The sequence below is a fragment of the Arenicella chitinivorans genome, from assembly GCF_014651515.1.
Lineage (GTDB): Bacteria > Pseudomonadota > Gammaproteobacteria > Arenicellales > Arenicellaceae > Arenicella > Arenicella chitinivorans.
This window is the reverse complement of the sequence record NZ_BMXA01000001.1, coordinates 1,164,908-1,188,719: the sequence shown is the minus strand read 5'-3', so window position 1 is coordinate 1,188,719 and position 23,812 is coordinate 1,164,908. Positions and strand designations below refer to the sequence as shown.

2 protein-coding genes (1 of these 2 only partly in view) are annotated in these 23,812 nt (G+C 52.0%); both read right to left on the bottom strand.

Features of this window, described 5'->3' with window-relative positions; all coding sequences use genetic code 11:
* Nucleotides 1-47: 47 nt before the first annotated feature.
* Entirely contained in the window at nucleotides 48-857 is an 810-nt protein-coding gene (locus IE055_RS05065; protein WP_189398885.1) for a peptidylprolyl isomerase, read from the bottom strand.
* Nucleotides 858-860: 3 nt separating this feature from the next.
* Nucleotides 861-23,812, bottom strand: the 3' portion of a protein-coding gene (locus IE055_RS05060) for an Ig-like domain-containing protein (RefSeq protein ID WP_189398884.1). 15,421 nt of this gene lie beyond the right edge of the window; 22,952 of the gene's 38,373 nt are visible here — the last part of the coding sequence; its start codon lies beyond the right edge, outside the window — the gene reads right to left on this strand; its stop codon occupies nucleotides 861-863.

Genomic DNA, 23,812 nt, shown 5'->3' with positions numbered 1-23,812 from the left:
ACCAAGTGCACTTAGTGTTATCAGCACTACCATGAATCGGAACACATTCATGAGTCAGCAGGCTCCGGTGCCTGATACCCGGCTTCTTTCAGTAAGCGCTCGGTTTCAGCTTGTTTGGTTTTATTGCGTAATTGGTAGCGAATGTCTCCTTTGAGGCTATCGAGTGAACGTGTGACTTCTTGCGCGGGTTCAGTGACTTTGATGACATGAAAGCCAAACTCGGTCAGAAACGGTTCACTGATTTCACCAGCTTGCATATTAAAAACTTTGTCAGAAAACGTGGCTGACACAGCGCCTTCATTGATCCAACCAAGGTCTCCACCTTTGGTTGCAGAGATGGCGTCTTCTGATACTGCTTTGGCAACTTCCTCAAACGCTTCACCAGCGTTGACGCGGCTATATGCCTCAGTCGCTTTGGTAAGCACTACATCGCGCTCGGTTTTATCCATGCGCGGATTAGTACGAAACAGGATGTGTGAGACCTTAGCTTTGCGAGACTTATATTGATCAATATTTTCAGAGTAATAGTTTTGAATACCCGCTTCGGTAACCGACTCATTGAGGTACTGTTCGAAGTATCGACTGATAAGCAGTTCTTTGCGGAACTCCGCAACTTCTGCATCCAAGAGTTCTCGGTCCAGCCCGTCATCGTCGTAAATGGCATTGGCCAACGCAGCCCGGCGCTCAAACTCCGCGCGATAACGTGCAACCCGTTGCTCATCGTCCGGTGACACACGTTTTACCTTAAGGTAGGCCTGGAATTGACTGTCGTCGGTTTCAAAATTTTGTTGATTGCACGCGCTAAGCAGCGCCAGACAACAAACAGATAGAATAAATGTAGCTCGCATATTTTTCATAAGTTAAAACGGAGGAAACGTTGAGGACTCTGGCAGCGGTGTTGGGTCGGACAAGGCACCAACACCATCACCATCCCAATCACCATTGCTGGAAACCACGCTCAATAAATCGTGACCATAGTACCCGATCACAAAGTCGTTATAGCCGTCATCATCGATGTCACCAATGGGAGATAACGTTGGCGCCGGACTTTGAGAGCCGTAATCTTGGGGACCCGGTATTGTATGGATTAATACTCCGGTTGCACCCGAAATCGTGAAGACGGTGCTTGAACGGCGCCCGGAGGTGCCATAATCAGCGACCCCATCACCATCAAGGTCGCCCAGATTTGTGACAATCGAACCAGCTTGGCTGTCGTAACTACCCGTGGTTCGGATCTCTACACCGTCAGCCCCCGAATAGACGCCAACTGTGCCCTCGCCGTCCCAACCATAATAGTCACCAACGATCAGGTCGTTAACGGAATCGCCGTTGAGGTCTCCGGCACTATCGATTGACTCACCAAACGCGCTATCAAAGCCACCGCTTACTGCGCGGATAACACTAAAATCACTCCCGGACACAAGACGCACTGAGTTGCTGAAGCGATTTTGCAGGGCAATATCTGGAACGCCATCTCCATTGACATCAGCTAAAGCAGCCAATGCCTTGCCATACGAAATATCTTCGCTTGTTAGGAACTGGTGAATCAATGTGCCATCCACACCCGACAATAGTGTCACCGTTCCGATCGGTGGTGAGTCGAAGTCATACGTTTCGCCAGATGCAGCGATGGCGATATCGTCTACTTGGTCACCATTGAGATCGCCTGCATTTACGACAGTTTCACCGAACAAGGTGCTGCTACCTAGATCTGAAGGCCGGTCGCCAAATACGGTGTAGATCTCGGCACCATCGACACCAGATAATACGGAAACCGCGCCGACAGAATAACCATCGCCATCCTCGGTCCGAGAACTGCCAACAACAACTTCCTGAATGCCATCATTGTTTAGGTCATTAATGACGGTAATTGACGCACCAAACTGCCGTAAAGATGTATTTATTGCCGCTGCGTTAACTTCGTATAACAAGCTTCGAGCGCCTACGGAATAAGCACGCACAACCCCCGCATTTAAGTCGCTGACGAGTAAATCATCCACTGCATCCGAATCAAGGTCTGCAATGCGTGCGAGCGATCCCGCAAAACCGAACGATTTGCTCCCGGATCGAACTTCTAACCATGACGTCGGCAGCTCAATTGGTTTTGATACCGGATCATTCGGGTCGGTGCCTTGTAATACTTCCGCGTAGTCATCGATATTATCCAGGTCTGTGTCTGGATGCAGCGGATTGGTGAAATGCGTATTGACCTCAACACCATCGTTCAAACCATCATAATCGGAATCTCTTTTTGAAGGATCTGTACCAAGCGCGTGTTCTACAAGATCGGATAATAAATCACCATCTGTGTCATCTCCCACATTGGTATATTGCATTGGGAACGGATCATCTAGGTTAGCGAAACCATCGCCATCCCAGTCACCACCGAGCGAGAACACGACCGCTGCCCCGGTGTCCTCACGATGAGAATTAAAGCCTGGCGCGCCAACCACAAAGTCTGCTAACAGATCAGAATTAGAATCACTGAGCGCAGCAATCGCAATTCCAAATTGTGAATCAAGTTGTGATTCCAGCGTGATGAGTTTCTTGCCGTTTACTCCCGAGAAGACCTGCACCGCCGGCGGTAAAGCGCGGCCTGTTTCCTCGTTACTTCGATACGGAACGCCAACCACAAAATCTTCTATTCCATCGCCGTTCTGGTCGCCAAGGGTATCCAAGGCAATACCAAACTGATCCGTTCCTTCCTCACCAAAGATGGTGTATAGGTCAACTCGCGTACCCTCAGCAACGGAATAGGCACTCACTGCACCGACACGACTGCCCTCGTCATTGCGCTGTCTCACACCAGACACAAGCAAGTCACTCACTGAATCGCCATTTAGATCGCCAACTGACGAAACATTCCATCCGAAATTACTCGATTGAATTTGATAACGGTCGACCGAATTCGGATCCACGCCGAGCGGAATGGGATCAAGCGTCGACAGTAAGTTCGCATCCGCTCCGGAGAATATATCAACTCGGCCCACGCTCCCGATCTCAACACCGCCATCTGCATACGGATCGCCAACCACTACCTCGCCATAACCATCGCCATTTTGATCATCGAGGCCAGTCACTGAAAAGCCGAACCGCTGATGCGATAAACGACCATCAATATGGTGCAGCAAACTGCCATCAGCGCCAGAGAATACGCGCACGTAACCCTGTTCGCCATAGGTGTAGTTATACGTTTGCGGCGCGCCGACGATGATGTCGTTGACACCGTCACCGTTAACATCTGTATTCCCCGCAATCGCTGCACCAAAATTATCGTCGTCTGCGATGCCTAGGAACGAATAATACTCACTGCCATCAATTCCCGAATACACGATTAACCGGCCCACATTGCCCAGTTCAGAATGATAGTAATCGGACTCCGATATCATGTACTCATCATGACCATCGCCATTCAAGTCGCCAACATTCCCGCCAGCATCACCAAACCCATTCCAATTTGAATCGGCAACGTGCCGTCGAATGGTAGCGCCTGTATCACCTGATACAACCTTAACTACCTCCTCCAATATCTCACCGTAGCTTATCTGTCGGAGGAACACGAGAAAGTCGTCAATATCGTCGCCATCAACATCACCTGCGTTAGCAACCATACGACCAACATCTTCGTCCATTCTCGTGTCGGTTGGCTTTATGCCATGAACAAAAAATAGCCATTCGTTGATCGTGTCCGCATTGTCAATCAGGCCGTCAAAGTCGGTGTCAGCAAGTGTGGGATCGGTACCATTCTGAATCTCGACAGCGTCCGAGATGCCGTCAAAATCAGTATCTGCTAAATTGGGATTAGTGCCCCAGAAGGCTTCATCAACGTCGGCAATACCATCGCCGTCGCTGTCGGTGTCGTTTATATATAGACTATTAGTCGGCGTGCCGTTGACGACGGCGTAGAGTTCAACAACGCCCGATACCGTCGACGGCAACTGAAATTCAATACCGAACTTTGTACGCTCAAACTCGAAAACGGGCGCGCCATTAAACACAAATTCGGTATCGTTTGGATCAAGGTGCCGACCTAGCACAGTCATTCGGCTGCCTGAATCAAGGCTATCGAAATATAAGCCCGTGAGCTGTGGACTGTTGATCGATGGCGCGATAGATACACTGGCCATTTTTCCTTCAAATTCAATCTTCGCTGAACGGTGATTTTCACTCATCGTAAGATCTATAGTTGTACTGTGTACCCGGCCCTCTGATTGAGTACTTATTGGTGATTGGGATATCAAATTTATCCCAAACCGATCACTAAATAGGCTCATGTTAACTGTCTTACTTACCTCGGCATCCGCCTCAGCTTTAGCAACAACAACGTCTAAGCTGTTGACGTCAGAAAACACCAGCGAGCGAGTAAACACCGAGGTCAACTCATCGCTGTCGAAAACCCGTTGATAAATACCACCAGAGACGCGACTTAACTGTTCGTAGTCTGCCATCGTCGGTCCGCTTGAACAGCAGCTATCCGGTTCCTCCCCATAACCAAACAAATTGACGATCATGCCCGCATCCAGAGCTTTGTCTGCCAACGACATCGAACTGATTGGGTGCGCGTAGGCTTCTGAAATTAACGACAACGTAGACTTGCTCCAATCCGAGCTGTCATAGTTTCCTTGTATCCCCAGTAAGACGGGGGTCGCCGAGGGGTTGCTGCGTTCACTAGCCAGTTCGTTGTAGGCAGCTTCAAGGTAATTCTCAATATTAGGCGTATCACCGTAGTCCTCGACGGTTTGAATATCGTCCAGCGCGGCTAAAATCGCGGGCTCGCTGCTTGTCAGTGGCAACAAAATCCCCGGCCCGGTTCGATAGTAGCCATCACCAATATCAATTTGATGTGCTGACAAGCCAATCGCAACCTGATAGCGCGTTAAATCCACCGTTTCCAACAGCGTGTATACCGCGTCTATTTGCGCATCTAAATCAGCGTTATGTTGCTGCAAGTTGTCGATAAAAATAACCAGGTCCGCGGCGCCGCTGATATGTAATGTTTCTGCACTAGGAAACAAAATCTGCGCACCATCAGATAACGGAATGTTGTTGTATGACAACAATACCGAATTACTGCGCACGCCATCTGAGATTACGTATACTTCGGACCACAACCCAGCACTAGCAGGCAAAGTGAACTGCAGGCTGAATTTGTCAATTGCGTCGATTGCTACCAATTGGCCGTCGACATACAGCTCGGTACTCGCAATGCCTGAACCAGACCTGGATGGCTCATTATTCGCAATCTGAGCCAGATGCCGCGCATTGAGCGTAATCGATACGCCTTCTTCTAGAGCTCCATCGAAGTCCGCAGATTGCAGCAACGGCAATGTTTTTGTTGGCAGTAGTTGTGTACTTATATCGAAATAGCCTGCTTCAAATTCCGTCCACACGTAAGCTTGGATGCCGTTGTTTGACTGTTCGAAAGGCAGGTTCATAAAGTAGCCATTACCTTCTGCTGACACGTCCAATTCGACGTATTCGTAGCCTATCTCGGCTTTGAAAGTATGGGTCGTATCAGAGTCCGCATGTGGTTTGCTGGCAATAACCTCAAAACCGCTCTGATCTAAGAGGATCAAATCAGGCAGGCGCTCGACCAGGGTATGAGCCGATTCATAGGCCTGTATGAAGCCCACAGGCAACGCTGGCAATTCGTCTTGCACATATGCCAACGGTCCATTGACCGGTTCGTCAAGATCACATTCGTACATTGGTGGATTCTCGGTCGCACAGAGCTCATCGTAGTACGGCAACCAAATATGATTCCTGATGCGGTACTCCTCATCATAGAGTTCAAATACATTGAGTTCAGCATGTCCCAAAACTGCGATGTTGATAGCGATGCCGGACTCGCGCGCCTTGGTCATCGGATTAGCATCAAGCCTAGGAGGAATTTCCGAGTCTGGCTCAAAACCTAAAGGTGGAGTGTCGCCGACGATCCCAGGCGTTGTCATTATCAACATCATAGGTGTTGCGTAGAAACGTGAACCTGGCCCAGACAACATCTCAACTGCGCCCGCGACACGCGCATCCAACGTTGTCAAATTCTCCTCATCTGCGGTGCTGATCGACGCAATAGCTTGTTCCAAAGCAACGCGATCGTGTGTGAGTTCCTGCAACTCATTCGCCCCATCGGCCACCGCCATGATGCCAATCTTGGTGGTGCTGAGATTGATCTCATCCAGCAATGCCAGTGCAGCGGCTTTTTGTGCATCTAAGATACTGCCTGCTTGACATTCTGGTTCACTTTCACCGTCACAAGTAGTTAGAGCGGCGTCACTCGAGGTGACAGCAGAATTATCAAACACCAACACCAGATCAGTTGGATTGAAGCCGATTACCGCACCGTCAGTAGGCTTAACAAACCCATACTCGTCGGGCAGTACGATGGCCGGCGCAGTCACTGAAATTGGTATCAACGCATTGAGCACTGGGTTCTCGATAAAGACCACAGTCAATTCAGCACTGCCCTCACCGGTAAAGCTGAGTTCGCCGCCCCCGGCAGCGGTGAGCACCTGAGGATCTGACGATTGATACTCAACCAGCTCGTCGAGGTCGGTAATATTCACCAGTTCGACGCGACCCAACGCCTCGAACGTCGCTGACACGGTAACTTGCGTCGTATCATTATTTTGCCCCAGTGCATGCGTGATCTCGGTTGGCGCAACCGTGATCGCGGTGACAAAGAACGGATCGATATTACGTTCACTTGGATCCATTGGATCCGATTCTGAAATCGCCTCGATAAAATCAGAAATACCGTCAAAATCCGAGTCGCCTTCGGTTGGATCAGAACCATAACGGCGTACTTCATCAATGTCACTCAATCCGTCGCCGTCACTGTCAACAACATCCAACTCTGTACCAGCTTCGAGTTCTTCTATATTGGTAAGACCGTCATTATCGAGATCTTCTTCACCATCAGGAATGCCGTCACCGTCTGAATCCGCATTGGCTGGATCGTATCTAGGCAAGCTAAACTCAAGGCCATTTGGTAGACCGTCTTCATCGTAATCGCCATTCACCTGTAACACGCGCAACCATAAGGCATTGCCAACTGTCAGCGGCTGACCATCGCGCTGCAGATCGTCAATCGTTATCGCCAAAGGCTGACCGTCTGCTAGACCTGAATCAGTATGCACAGGCACATCAATACTGACGGTCGACGCAGTAATTGGGTATGTCACCACATCGGTGAACTCAAGTGGCTCCGTGGCCACGATTCTGCTGGCCGACATCTGGCCGCTCAACACACCACTGGAATCACTCGGCAACTGAATTTCAACCGTAGTGGTGGTGCCTTCCAGCACACTTAACTGCTCTGGAATCGACAATAGACTTTGGTACATACACACATCAATGTCTTGCACCAATACCGGATCATCCACTGCGGCGCCGCGCCACAACGAGCCAGAAGTATTTGCTGAAACACACTTCCCTAACTCAAACGGTTGATCAGGCGTGAAAGCTGCGACTGTGACAGGGTCCACACCAGTATCAAACGTGCCCAGCACTGGCTGACCATCCGACGTTAACGCTGCGATGACATTACCGCTGTCGATCAAATTTAACACTGGCTCAGAGTATGTGAGTTCCAGCGGCGTAATTTCGCTGTTGATCGCTTTGATAAACTGCTGATGGATTATCGCCGGTTTTCGTTTAGCGAATTCAACCTCGAGCGAGCCGAATTCGACCAGCGTCGTCGGCACATTGCTACCCGTCACACCGTCGATGGAAACACGCACAGATTCGGCTAAGTTATTACTCAGCTCAACAAACCCGTTGCCTTGAGCTGTGCTCAACGTGCTGTTGCTCAGCACTGCATTGCCGTCGACCGAGAGCTGTAAGCCAAGGTTTGCGTCAACCGGCTCCACCAAGTGGTTGAACGTTGTCACTGGGTTGAAATACTGGTCCAGTATCTGCGCATTCACTTGGACCGACTCACCAGCTTCCAATTGCCCCGCTTCGCCGAATTCGTGATTGGTTTGACCAGTCGCAGTTAACTGAACTTGAAATGCATCGGCTGCTGTCACCGTAATGGGTAACTGTGAACTCACCGCATGGCCTTGTGGGGTCGGAATCAAGGTCTCAAGGCCGTTATCGGGTAGAAGCTCAACATCATACGTGCCAGCAATGCGAGCGACTGACAGTGGAATACGAGCTTCACCGTGTTGCATCTGTAAAATGGCCTTCTCACCACCTGTTGGCAACAGGCTCACGCGCGTGTAATTCGCGAATCCAAAATTGAATCCCGGATACGGAACTTGGATCTCTAGCTCAGACTCGGAGTCGTGCACCACAAGATTGCCACCACGATCCAGTGCTCGAACAGATATTTCAGTGTGACCGCCCGCTTTCACGCTGGTATCGGCATTCAATTCAAAGCGAGTGGTAATACCACTATCGATGCGAATACGCCGTGCCACAGTAATGTGATCTCGATTCACAAGTGTGGCCGACAAAGTATAAAGGCCCGTTATTCGGCGTGGATCGAGGTTGATCGAACTCAGACCATGTAAGTCGCTGCTGGTTTGTGCGAGTACCACACGCTGACCTGAACCGACCGGGGTCAAACTCCATTCGAGCACCTGATTGGGCACACGGCGACCTGCATTATCTAATACCTCGACTTGGTAGACCGGGTTGGCGTCCACACTAACTGCGATCGGATTGAACTCCGTCTGGTCGCCCGCTTTATAGAATCGAAGCTCATTCGGCACACGCGTCAGCGCAACCTTGTGCAACGCGGTTTCATCGGTTTGACCTAAATGATCCGTAATTCGCACGCGAAAGCGATATTCATCATCTGGTATTTCTTCGTTAGGCAGGCGGAAACTGAGCGCCGTAGTCTGATCTAATGCAACAACCTCGGCCGCCACAATGCGTTTACCAGCTTGCGGTGATGCTTCAATAATTTCGAGCTTGACGGGATCATCACCATCATTCGATGCACGAACTTGAGACAAACTCACCATGAACGAATTACCGTAAAAGTCGTTGGCGTTGTAGTCGACTGCAAGGTTGTCAGCGATCGGCGGCAAGTCAGGCGTCACATCAACGTCGATCACTGCTTCTGAACGTTGTCCTAAGTCATCAATAACCGCTATCACCGCCGTCTGCGACTGCAAGGCCGGTAGTCGACTGGCGCGTCGGTCACGCATCTGAGCAGTGAGATTGAGCGATACCGGCCCATTCTGCGAACTGCTTACTGGCACATTAGTGGTAAAACCGTTCCAAATAACCTCTGCCGCAGCGATGGCTACTTGGTCCTCTGCTCGGAAGCGCACATTGAACTGTCCACGCTCCAACACGGGTTGTGGCGATATCACAAGCTCGGACAGGCTTGGTTTGGTGTCCTCAATAATGGTGTACGACCGAGTAATTGAGTCCTGATTTCCAGCGTTATCGCGGACGGTCAATGTGTAATTCAATACCTGATCGCGCTGTGCCGTCGTTTCCGTAAAACGGAGTGGTCCATCCTCGAATACGGCGGCAACGACTACCCCGTTGCGCGTCAAAATAGCCGAGTCGATACTGCTCTGTGCATCTGAGACATGGCTTGCGATCATAAAGTCATGTCGTTCTACTATTTGGCCACCAGGCATCAGCGGCCCCTCAATGGTAAAGGGTGTGATGACGGGCAATTGCGTGTCTGAACGTCGCTCGATGGCGATCGGGGTTGAACTGGTCACATTGCCGAACACATCGATCGCGCGAACCTGCAAGAATTTGCCGGAATCAGCTTCGTCATACTCACGAAAGATGACGTACTCTGGACCGTAATGCTTGCCAATGATGCGAAATGGACCATCAGCGTTGTCTGCCTCATAGTATTCAACTTGATACACCGGCTGTGTTGAATTACTGACTTGTGCACGAATTTCGAGAGGTTTCGGTGTAAAGGTCGGCACATCGGTGACCGGGTGCGTGATATTGACGCGGAAACTGTTCACCGGCAGGTCTTCGCCCTGGAGCAATACCTGGCGTGGCTCAGAGGTAACGAGTCGACCATCGGGCATTTCAATACGTGTACGCACGGTAAACGGTTGGCCATTGCGTAGGTTCGCAGGCACCAGTATACGACTCGCAAAGGGTGACTGGTCCGAGCTCACCACCAGCGTGTCGTTAATCAAATACTCGGCAGCCACTGTGCCCACGGGGTCGGCGATAGACAATGACAGGTAGTCGCCTTGCACCACTATTTTATCTGCGCGCGGAGCGACCGTTGCCGCGTTAGTGGAAGCTTCAGCGCTGTCGATCTGATAGATGCTCACACCTTGGCTACCTGTGGCAACGGCTAACGTCCCGGCATGGTAAGCCAGACTGGTGACCGCTTGATTCAGAGAGATCGATGCGTCTGGCAAGAATTGCCAACTGGTCACATCGATCGCGCGCAAGCGAACGGCGGTGCTGGTGCGGTCTGCAAGCCAGACTAAACCATCACCATAAACGAAATCGAACACGCCAACCGAGTCATTGAGCGACAAGGTGGCATCCGTATCATCGTTCAAACCAAGCCTGTGCAACACGCCATCGGAGGCAAAGAATAGAAAATCACCTGAAGTCGCGAGTGCATCAATTGAACCACCACCGTTTAATAAGGTTTTAGGCGCAACTAACTCAGGCACGATCGGCAGTGAAGTCAACTCATAGCGCAGTAGTGTATTGGACAACGTGGCTACAAACACGGAGTCGCCGAACACCACGAGATCTTTGACCTGTGCATTATTCGGCAACGTGATCGTGCCGGTGGCATTTAGGTTTTGTTTATCTGCGATATAAAGCTGATTCGCCGCCGCTGCCACCACAAATCGTTGGGTGAGTGCAAGCTGAGTCGCAACCAATCCACTGAAGACAACGTTCGGCTGCGTAGCCTGGCGAGGTGTTGTGCTAGATAAACTTACTGCTTCAACGACTCGACGGTCTTGTTGCGCGAGATACAGTCGCTGATCATCAATCGCACTGAGGTGGCTAGCGAGTGTATAGGCTTGCTGCGGATAGTGGCTCGACTGCCAGCTGCCGTTTGCTGTCTGGATAATCTGTGCACCGAACTCACTCGCAGCCGCGACCACCAAACCATTGTGGATCGCCACATCTTGCGTAAAGCCCCGTGCATTGGAATCCGCATACAATGTGGTAATTGGCTGCGCAGCGCGTGACATGAGTAACGCTTGCCCTGCGTCACCGCCAAACTCAATTCGACCATCGACTAAATCAGCCGACTGTCGCTCTGGCAAGCCACTGATTGGGTAGACGCCGACGCGTACCGGAGAGGCAGGATTAAGCGCGTCAATAAACACGAGTTGTGTGTCATTGAGGCCGAGCAGGTAGCGCCCGTAGGTGTGCAGCCAGTCAAGATTAACACCGAGATCAAATTGGCGTGCGCTTTGGCCAGATTGAATACTAAAGATGGTTTGGTTGCGACTAACCACAAGAAAACGCCCGCCCTTCTCAACCGCAGCGACCGCATCGGCGACTTCATAACTAACTGACTGCGCGGTGGTAAATTCAAGATCAAACTCACTCAGGTTGTCTTCGAACAAGACAGCAAAACCCGAGCTGGAATTGAGCAATTGAATCGCGTTAGATGTTTGTTCGAATGCGGTGGTTCGCGTTGCACTGGTCCGCAAACGTAGCCCCTGTGGGCTCAATTCGTTACCGGAACTGTTGAAGGCCGACACATTGCCGCCAATATCGCGCGCCAGAATACGATCACCGAAGGTCACCAGCTCGACCACGCGCGCACTGTGACGATAGTTGCCGACAACTTGGTAGTTTTCTACCGGATCAAGCACCACCAGCTGTTGGTCGGACAGCGCGACCAGCAACCGATCTGTCAAGTTGGCGAGGGCGGTAATATCGGCATCCAACTCTGCCAACTGGTGTCCGTTCTCGTCGAGCAGTAAGCGGCCTTGCGCCAACCAGGCACCAGCTGGTCGTGGCAAAATATGGTCATAGTCCAATGCGTTTTGGGTGGTCAGCGCGGGTTCAAACCCAGAGACCACGTTCACTCGCTGTTCAGTTCGACGCTGATTGCCAAACTCGTCTCGCACGGTTGTCACTACCGTGAGGAACGCCGTACCCTGCGGAACAACAAAGCTAAGTAACTCGTTTCCTGCAAACAACAGCGTGCCTTGATCGTCATAGACTTCAATAGACACACCCGAAGCAGCACTAACGACACTCGGATCCAACATGAGATCGAGTGTACTGCCTGCAAACACCTCACTCGAGAGCCCAATCAAACTCGGCGCGGGCACACTCAATCTCGGTGTGATGCGTAGACCGACTTCTCGTTCTAGGAAGTTCAGCTCCTGGCCATAATAATTGCGAATCCGCAAATAGTAAGTATCAAGCTGTTGTACCGCCGGTAATTGAATTTGCAACTCACCATTTGGTGCAGACGTCAGTACTGAGGTAATGAGATTTCCATTAAAGTCCGTGAGTGCGATGCGGGTATAACGATATTCGCTTGAGGCGGGGCCGCTGGACTGGTACGCCACAGCAACACGCGCGCCCTCCTCAAACGTATTGTTATTCTGTGGTTCAAGGATTCGTAAGTCAGCGTCTGGAACAGCATTGGTGGTCACATTTGCGACCAATGCCGGTTGACTTGTTTGATTCATTTGTAAGATCACCGCTTCAGAAACGGGATTCACAATGTCAGTCCAACCAAAGGCATGCCCATTGGTATCGCTCACCAGCTCGACACTTGTTCCAGACTGGGTCAGCGACTCGTCGATAATTCGTGCTGTATCACCGTAGACCACGACAATCGGTGCGTCCGCGCTCTGCGTCAGTACCCCTGTTGGCGCCCAGTTAGTCGATTCAACGTCAACGTGGCTCGCACTTGAGATCGGCAATATCGCTGAAGCTTGCGCGTGATGATCTGCGGCAAACACCTGCACATTCGACACAGCCGCCAGATGAAGATTGTCAATCTGGTAGGACACCTGCCCTTGCTGCCACACGGGTTTGGCTGGCAGAGCGCGACCATCTTGGTCAGTGAACCACAGCGCGGTAACGCCGAATGGGAAGCCAAGTGGCTCAACCTTAATCCTGACACCGTGTGTAACGATGTCGTGTGTTGCATTGATGCTTGGGGTCGCACTGGCCTCAGCCGTGGTATCCAGGGTGTGCAGTACAATCTGATCTACGCCGTTGTGAGTAGAGCGTGCTAACAGCCCACCTGGCGATACCGCGCGTACTGTATCGCCCTGCTCGGCTCGCTGTACGCCAACCAATTCGCCATTCAAGTATGCGTGCCACCAATCACCCTGTTGCGCTGCGGACTGCAACCAGATCAAATCGCCATCACTCACTACTGCGTTCACCGTGCCGGAATGCGCTGCCGGTGTGGAACTTACCAAGGAGCCGTCTTCAAGCAGCGTGTGTGTGGTCACGGTTGCATCATCCCACGTTACCACTGTGGCACCTGACACACTCAAGCCTCGCTGATCCGGTAAGGCAACGAAGTCGGTTACGTCGAGTTTTGGTTCGTCATCGACCACCAAACTCAAGCGCGTGATGCCGCTCTCAGTCAAGATTAACAAATCCTGGCCATGTGCCGCCGCCGCACGCAGCGGTTCTGACATACCGTGCGCAATGGCAGGAACAAAATCAGTGTCACCAGCAAGCTTCAAGCCAACAGTATTGCCATACGCGAGCCACACCGACGAACCAGCAGCCGCAAGAAACTCGCCAGCGAGCGGGCTAACAATCGGTGCCGCGAATGTGTTCCCAGATCGACGTCGATATTCCAGTAAGCTTACGCCGTCCTGGACCACCACGGACACCAGGCCAGTACCGGTATCAACTAGATCTAACAGCGTGCCAGTAGTTGATGCCGCAATGGTCGCGGCTTCTGAGGCAATACGGTAGCCACCAGCCTTGTTGTTGATGCCGGCAATAAAGCGACCCGAGCTAGCCGAATCCGGCATCGCCACGATAAAGTCGATTTGCTCGCCAACCTCGGCAGTAAACATCGTGCTCGCTGGTGTCGAATCAAAGTAACTGAGTTTTTCCAGTCGCTTACTTTCAAACCGCGCATTGGCCGATCGATCTCGTAACTCTGCAGTGATATCGAGGTGATCACCGAGAGTCGATACCTGACTCCAGAACGACGCACCGAATGAACCAGATGCGGTCAAGTTATCACCAACAGGGTCATCTACCCGCACTGAGGAGTTCGCTGAAAAATCCGCCATGTCCGCAGGCACAGGCACGTCCACCTGCAGCAAGCTGCCGCTCAGCACGCGTTGGTCTGGAATTGATTCGATGGTCACAGACTCGGAGATTCCGCCATCATCTGCCACATTCAGATAGCTAAATCCGCGCAGATTGCCGCTCTGAACACGTGCGATCACCACAATACTCTCGTCTACCGAAGGAAGCTGTGCTTGCACAATCTGGCGCTCAGGCTGGTCCGCACTACGGCTGATGCGAATTGCTGTTTCTGGTGCAGCTTCAATGCCGCCGATATCAAACAACAGCTCAGCCTCCAGCACATTTCGCATCTGGATGTCGAACTCAACAGTTTCATTTTCGTAAAAATGCGTGCCGTTCTGCGGCGCGATAATGGCCACCTTCGGGGCCCCTGACTCGGCGTCGTATGGATACACCTTGATTTGTTCAACGCTGCTCTGATTCTGGTTTGAATCAAAGGCGCGCACCCAAATCTCCACACCTGACTGACTGTCTTCAACAGTTGGCACAAAGCTGTAGCGATTTGGATCCTCCAGTACGGTGAAGTTAACACCATCTCGAGACACCTCGACACGATCAATGCCGTATTTGTCGAACGACTTGATCAGAACATCGGTGCGCTCTCCAATCGCCACATAATCGCCGTCTTCGGGTGACACAATCGATAGACTCGGTGGGGTCTTATCCAAAGCCAACAGATAAGGCAGATCAAACGAAGCGAAGTAACCTACCCCGAACTCGACTTCCACCTTCGCAGTCATCGGGTATGGCACGGGGTCACCCGGTAAGGATGGTAAATCACGGATTTTGGGATTCAGAAAAGAACCGCTCAAGGTGCCTGTTACTGGGTCATAGGTGTCGACTACATCGTGCATCAAGCCGTTTTGAATTTGCGCCACGCCAAGGTGCACGGTATTGACCATATCCGTGTCTTTGCCAAGATCGACATTTAGGACAACGCGCGTCGACTCCTCAGGCTCCACCGGATTAGTCGTGAATGTTTCGACTTCAATCTCAGGGTCTCGCAATTCGATGATAACTGACTCAAGTAATTTATTCCCGGTCAGGTCTGCCACGACCAGATCCAGTTTAAAGTGCTCGAAGTCTGCGCCCATTAACTGCGTAAACTGCTGTTTTTTGATTGCGATGGATCGACCAAGATCAGTACTGAAGCGAGTCGAATACTTTGCACTGTAATTCAGCGCGTCGTCTGGTTGATAGTTATCTGCGGCCTCGAGTTTGAAAGTATAAGATCGACCTTTCGTCAACTCAGTTGCCGGATCCACGGGTGTGAAGATACCCGCTCGTTTGACCAGAATTCGCGGCGTAATTGGTGCTAAGGTGTCACGTGCGACGTAGGTATCTCGATACTGACCAGCACCATCACCAACATCAACGGCGAGGTTACCTGCGACGTCACGTATATTGCTCAGCGAAACAGCATAACTGGCGTTGTCTTCCAGTGTCGCGCCTGTCTTCAGCCTTAAACTCAGCGTGGTCGGTGTGAGATTAATCAGCTCGAATCGACCCGATACATCTTGATCTTCTTGCTCGGAATAATCATTAAATGTTTTAGTCACCAAGAACTCGGTGGCAGTCACCGGCTCATTGTAGGCGATCACTAAGGGTCTACCACGCCCCAGAGTCTGTACCGCCCCAGCTCGCTTGGGCGCGGTATCGTCAACACCAGTCAGCAGGTACGGCGACGTCAGGGCAACATGTTCCTCAGTGGCTTCTCGAATGATCACCAACTGATATAGCTGGTTTGGGAGCACCTGTGGTGTTGGCCCAATCACCAGGTTGCCAGTGACATAGCGATGTGCAATTCGGTTGGCAGCCGACACGGGCACACCACCTTGATACGGAACGAGGTGTACTTGAATATCACCATCTAACCCGAGGCCTGCGACCTCTATTTGATCGCCACCACTGTCGCTTAATGACTGAGCGTTCACTGAATTGGAGGTCACTACCGCCTGCACGTCGATGGCTTGAGAAATCAAGACGGCTGCTGGCAAAGTAGAGACGGCAGCAAAGTCACCTTGGTCAATTTGCAGTGACTTATAACCCGGTTCGGTTTGGGTGTTGGTAAATGCTAGCCCTTCGCCATTTGCTTCCACGGTCAGCTCGGCCACCGGAACGCTATCGCCACCTAACCGTAACTCAGTTACCTTATGCAGTGCCTGCCCACGTACTGAATAATCGATACTTCGGCCGGTGATGCTGTTTGCAGGGTTGATGTCTTGCAGATGCGCATTCGAATTGTCAAACAACGGCGCAGTGCCGAGTGTCCACGGTAAATCCAGTTCAACTTCAGCACCAACGATCGGCTGAATCGGTGGCACCGCGAGCGACACTGAGTAAGACTCACCTAGGTTGTATTCTGCTCCGAAAACCTCAAACACCAGATCTCGTCCAACCACATGTTGATAACCAGGCAAACGTACCCCGGTTGACGCTGGAACCACATCGACCACGACGGTCTGCCAATTGTCGGAGTCGCCGCTGATTTCGAGCTTTATAGGTTGTGTACTGGCACTGAGTCTATCTGGACTAAGTCCAACTAGATTATTAAACGGCAGCGAGATATTGCTGTACACCTGCCCCGCACTCACCCATTCCAGTAGGTCATTACGGAATGCCAGTTGTGGTGCGCTGTCTGACAGTCCTGGCGAGAAGAGCGTCAGTGGCTTGAGTGACAATTCCTGACCGAACCGATTAATGTCATAGACCGTCAGTTCGCCACTCTGATTGACCAATCCGAGGAGTTCGCCATTGAGTTGCGCTGCTTCATGCGACACAAATGCCTTGCCAATCAGGGCTTGAGTACTATTGGCCCTCAGGCGCACGAGATCGACCAACTCGAACTCTTGATCCGACCGAATCGCCAGTCGTTGCCCATCGATGAGTACTTGCTCAGCGGCAAAAACGGTGTGCGCGTAGCTAGCAGCGCGCTGATCCAGATTTGGTATGGCGTAGAACGCCACCTCCGTATCATCGAGCACATACGCACCCGTATCATCAAATGCGATATCAACGACGGGGAACGCAAACTCTTGTGTCGCCAAATGATCACCGAGCACATGTCCGCTCACCAAAGCATTGCCAGCACGCGCCATCAACACATTGCCAGATAAGTGAATCTCGGTGAGTGCCAAACGCGACGGGTTTTCGAAACTATTGACGATTTCCGGTGCATACACATTGCTGATGTCATACACGGTGATTTGTGCGCCATTATTGTGACTCAGAAGCGCCATATAGTGGCCGCTGATCGATGCGCTCGTGATAGTGCCAGGGCGATTGCCACTCGATAGAGTCAATGGCAGCAATGAATCTTGCGTGGTGGTTAGCCGCCAAACGTCGCCATCTGACTCAGACTCTGTCAGTATGAGAAAGCGATCGGTACGGAACAGCTTGGTTACACCGTGCCATTGATCTTCGGCCTCCAAGCCAATCGACAAACTGGTGTTGGTATATAGGTCTACACCGTCTTCGTGATTCGATACGGTGATGACAAGTTCACCGATCGTGTCGACTGGCAATTCAAAGCTGATCAGATTAGGGCCTTCTAAGCGCACTCCGCTTGCGAGGACGCCGTTGATATACACCTGTGTTTGCTCGCTAAAACCAACACCCTGGATTGCAACTCGGTCACGTCCATTGAAACGGAAATGCGTCTGGTCAGCGTCGAATTCACCAGTTTCGGCGTTGTAAGCACCAGCCTGTTCAATGATCGGGTCGGCAATGTAGCTGAATGCAGCACGCAAGCTGGCAGACAGCTTTCCATTTCGCACTTCGACACCCATCAGGACATTATCGTCCGGGGAAGCCTCTAGAGCTGGCAAACGGAATCGTAACTGGTTCTTTGAAACAGAGAGTATCTGCGCTGAATCAATCGGGTTGGCACCAACCAACACCTCGGTCTGTAAGTCAAAATTGTCACCAACCAGGGTGACCTCGGCGCCGCCACGCCAGCTGGCAAACGGTGGACGTACTTCGCTCAAAGCTGGTTGTGCATTGGCGTCTGCATGGAATCGGAAGTCAAAATCGCTACCCAGCGCCACACCTTGATTGTCACGCACAGCGCCCGACAATTTAACCCGATACCGCTTACCGTCCTGCCATTCCGTCAATGGCGCGAATTTGAGCAAGGAACCATCGCGCGTCGTTAACAAGGACACGAATCCGGCTTGTTTGACGCCATTTTGGTAGACCTCAAACAGGTCTGAGCCCAAAGATTGTATCTGCGCTCGATCCAGATGGCGGTTGCACTGCAGTTCGATCACCGTATCGCTGGCGACGATTGTTTCTGGGCGTGGATGTTGCGACACAATCGTGAGTTGATCGTTAGTCAGCGTACTTAAACGCCCGCCCAACTGACTTGCAGCTTCTGGGTCATCCAATGGGTTTTCAGCTGGCTCGCCAGCCACGTATGGGAATGCGCTGCCCACATAGAGTGCGCGCGGATGGAATGCAAAGGTTTGCGCATCACCCTGAACGGAAAAGTAATTTCGTAAGGTCGGTTGTGCCTGGAAATCGCGCTGTAGCCAGCCGGACACATCGAATAATTGCAGATCGCCCTGCCCGCCAGTGATGTACAGTGTTTGGCCGCGCAACTCTATGCCGCTGGCATTGAGACTGCCGTGGCGAACCAGATACGCGAGGTTCATGCTCGCGACCACCTCACCGCCGGTGTCATCCAGCACAAACAACTCGACGGTTCCAAGCTCGCCGGTCGCGACAAATAACTTGTCGGCTTGTACCACGAGATCACGCGGTTTAAAACGTTTGCCAGCAAGATTCGTCGCTGGGATATCACGCACCAGATTGTAGTAACCACTCATCAGCTCGATTTCAACAATGCGCCGAGAATTTGGCATCGCTGCCCATAGGCTATTGCCTTGCAAGAACAAACGGTCTGTAGTGCCGCGAAGCTCCAGGCTGGTGATGGTTTTGAGTAAGCGCAGACGACGTTTATCGGTCAATTGGTATATCTGGATGCCACGTGTGTCGGAAATAAAGATCAGGCTGCCATCAACCACGATATCCCGCGCTGTGCCCGGCAACTGCACGGTGTCTAACAAGTTTGGTTCGGCAGGCAGGGTGGTGTCGTAGTGATACAAATTGTTACCACCGATCAGATACAGATTAACGCCCTCTCCGGCGATTGCCTGGAAGCCAGAGGTCCCCAGACCGCCAGTTACGTCCAAATGATACGGGAAGCTCGCCTCGGCCAACTCACGCTCAATGATAGTTGGGCGAACCGGGTCTGATACATCCGCTACAACCAAGCGCGCTACGTTAGAAAACAGTCTTCCGTCAATCTGACCCGATTGACGGTTAATCAGTTCGTATTCACCGCCAGTCACCGAATACAGAATCTGTTCACCCAGATAAATTCCCGACACCGGACTCGGTTTTTCATCATCGAGATCAACATAGCCTACTGGGTTCGCAGTGTAGAAATAATCCACCGGCGCGACGGTACGTTCACCTTCGAACTGGGTATTTTCGACGCTGATTGCGACTGGACCAAAGTTGCCAGAGGGCGCACGAACGCGAATATGACCGCTATTCACAACCTCTAGTCCACCAGCAACGGTCTCCCCAAACCGCACGACCGATGCGTGGTTGAACCCAGCACCAAATAGTTCAACACCATTGCCACCCTGAGGTGGACCTCGCGTCGGCTGCACGTCATCAATATCAACACGTGGTAACACCACAATGGCACCTTGTTTAACCGCTCGTAATGCATTGACTTCAACGCTGACCGGCAGACTGGTAACACGGCGACTGAGGAACAAGTTGGGCATGTCGATTTCCAATTCGTTGTCGCTCACGCGCGTGATCATGGCGCTAGGCAGCGCTAACTCACCGATGCGCACGGTGATATCACCGGCCTGTGTACCAAAGCCTTGACCCCGGATCAATGCACGCTCGGTGCCGTCTGCATGGAAAAAGTGGTTTGCAGCCCCGCCGCTCACAACTCGGTTAACGCTATCGATGACTGGGCGTGTACTTGTACGCAGCGTGTATGTTGCTTCTACCGGCGCAATCAAAGGCCGAGTATCGAGCGCCCGAATCTCGGTGTTGACCATCAAGGTAAATTCACCGGCGAACTGATTCTGTTCGGTAAAGTTGACCTTAATATACGCACCGCTAAGCGTGTTGACGGGATCAAGTTGATACGCGGACGCTGGCAATGGCGTGGATGTACTATCCAACAGTTGAACACCTGACTCAATGACGTCAGACTGCGTATTGATCAATTGATTAAACTGAATTCGAATTTCGTCGTTCGCCGCGATTTCTGCGCCGCTCGCCGGTGATATTTGACTGACGACGAGTGCCGGACTCGGCGTTGTGACCGCACCTCGACCGTCAAACGCGAGTACACCGCCGTGATGCGTGAACAGCTCCGCGCCGGGCACGCCAATGCTGTTCCAGTAAACAGTCTCGTACGCACCGCTCTGATCCAGTTGCAGCACGATAATTTCATTGGTGGTCGTGATCGTCACTTGACCATGTTGAACCAGCATGGAGGCACCGTAGAGGCCATCTACCGCGCCACGTTCGATCTTGGTGACTTGATAGCTGACTGGTGCTTGATCCAATGACTCAAAGACGGCCAAGTACAATGCTCGATCACGCTTGATCAACACATGGAGTTTGCCTGCCAACCATTGCAAATCAATTGGCTGCCCCAGTAAGTCGCCAGAGTTGAATTGCAACGCAGTGTAACCAGCAGGTGGTGCCAGACCATCATCCGTCAGATCGTAAAATCGTACGAATCCAGTACCGAGTTCGTCGGCTACAGACATCGCCAAAATGCGGCGCACTGGATCGACATCCACATCCGTCGCCACATGACCGGGAATGGCAAAATTCTGCACCAACAGTGGTTGCGTCAGATCTGTGACGTTCACCACACTGAGTCCATCGCGTCCAGTTGCCATGTAAAGTGTGTTATCCAAAGCGGCCACACCACTTACTGGCTGATCAGTCCGCAACTGAGCCAATCTGATCGGATTTTCCCAGATGCCGATATCGAATATCTCCAGACCAGACTCCATCAAGAAGCGGTTGCTCGTATTGGGTTTTGCACCGTCCAACACGCCAGCAAACAGAATGTCATCGCGAATCTCCGCACCTCCCAACACGTGCGGAGGATAGTTTGGTAACCCAAACCCAAGGCCATTCGCCAGTGTATAGACCAGTTGACCGACTCGAACTTCCTGATCTCCAATCGCGAGGTATACCTGGTAACGTTCCGGTTGCACCACGCTTGGTACTCGGAAAGTAAATTCGGTTAGGCTACGCACATTGTCTTTAAGATCAACATCGTAGAAGCCAAGCGGATTAACCGTGGTGCGGATTTCCTCTGTCGCCGAGCGCATGATAACTCGAGCCCCAGGCAAGATCACCGCGTGCGAGGCTTGGATCGTCGCTTCGTTTCCACCACGTATATCCACGGTTTCGGTATCCAACTCGAATTCAGCATCGCTCAACTTGTCGCCAATTAGAATCGCGCCGGCCACGGTCGTCACGAACTCCTCGTTAACTACCCGAAGGGTGTGCTGCCCACTCGTCAACGGTAAGAGGCCAAGTGCCGAGGCTGGTATCTGCAATGTGTGTTGGTCGACGAACACGCTACTCACCAAATACGAACCAATCCAGACTTGGGTGGTGGGCTGAAAGCCGTCGCCATGCACAGTAATCACGCCCTGATTCTCAGAATGGAATACATTACCATCCAGTTCATTGACGATAGGCTTAATCGCGCCAGACGTGGCGGCAATAACCTGCTGCGAGTACGGGCGCCATTGTCCAGAGCCGCGTAAATTTTGTGCGCCATCAATGGCCACCTGATACTGCTCTCCAGCCTGTCTTGCAAAAGCTATTTCAAATTGACGTGCGCTGGCGCCATCTTGGTTAACCGCAGTAACTTGAACATCCACCGCACTCTGCGTGCCAAGCGCGGTGACAGAAACAACCCCAGACGCCATCATGGAATCCACATCCATGGCTTCATTAAAGCTAACCAGCAACGACGCCGAGTCGCTCAGATAGCCGAGGTGCGGGGTCGAGGATGAAACAACAAACGATGCGGGCAATTGCATGGTCCGCAAACCGGCTGAATCAGCACCGACAATTAAGCGATCTCGGTACACATCGACCACGTCCGCAGACTCCTTATTGCCAGCCGAGACCACGTACGGCGACCAAGGGTCCGTGATGTCCAACACAATCACACCGGCCGCATCGGCACTGACAAACAACAGGTTGCCAATCACCTTAACACGCCGTGCGGTTGCCTGTTCATTCTGTAAGGCATTCAGGTCAATACGCAGTGCGGGTTTCACGCCATGGATGTCAACCACATCGACGCCTTGTTGGCCGAGCGCGGCAAACATCACATCGGCATAAAAACCGACATCGAATACCGTGCTATCAAAATTAAAATCTCGGGTTAATTCAGGGTCATCCAGATTGACGGCCGAAATCTGATCTGGGCCTGCCGATGTTGGCTTTGAAGCCGTCTCTGAAATCCAGGCTGGTGGACATTGCCCCCAAACGGCGGACTGACCGTTACCACCGGCGTACAACCATTGGTCGTGATACGCCATCAACTCACCGCCTCTGATTTGCAACGAACTCGGCAGGCTTATTGGATCGTCTGGGACGATAAAGCTGAACTCCTGCAAACTGCCGGAAAGAGACCGACCTGCCTTACTCGTGCACTCTTTGGGCGGATCATCCACATCCGCGCCGCTGGTTTGCGTGCTGTAGACGCTGTAACCAACTTTCTCTAGGTCGCGCGTGATCCCGCCACTGGAAACACGATTCAATACTTGCAGTCCATTTTGCTCATCAAAATTAAGGCGCATCACACCCGAGTTACCAGCGGCAACATACAAGCGCTTATGAGCAACCCCGTCCTCGTGCTCGGTGACTGGCTGCAGGCGTAATGAGTCTACCGAAAAGGCCAAATCATCAGCGCTGCCGCGCAAGGATTCAAGTTCGACCTTTTCTTCCGGTGTGAGCGCAGGCTTATCAATTAGATGCTCGTGTTCGATGAGCTTTTTATTGAGTGCTTGGTACCGCGAATAACGATCCAGCATGGCCCTTCCCGCTTCACCACTTGGCAAGGAAGGTACACCACCGACTAACAGTGGTTGTGTCGGATTTTGTACGTCGAAGGTCGCAGCCAAATTCGACTCATTGAACTGTGGCAATCGAAGCACGTCTTCGAACGACCAAGAACGGAAATAGCCAGCGGTGGTCGCAGCAACACCGGTCTCCTGATCGACATACACATCCAGTGGATTCACCAGCGCCGCAGAAATTTGCGAAAGCTGCGTGATTCCATAACCAAATCCATCTTCACCGACAAGGCGAGTGGTATTGCCGTAGCGATCCGTGCCATAGACAGTGTTTAGCCCACTCACGCCGCGCGGCGTAACGAACTGCAGAGTATCACTCGCCAGAACACGCAGCGACTGCACTGGCATCGAACCAATGGTCACATTCAGGCCAGTCATGACTGTATTGCCGGGCTCAAAACCTTTGCCGTGGACGGTCACGAGCGTGCCGCCCTGAATCG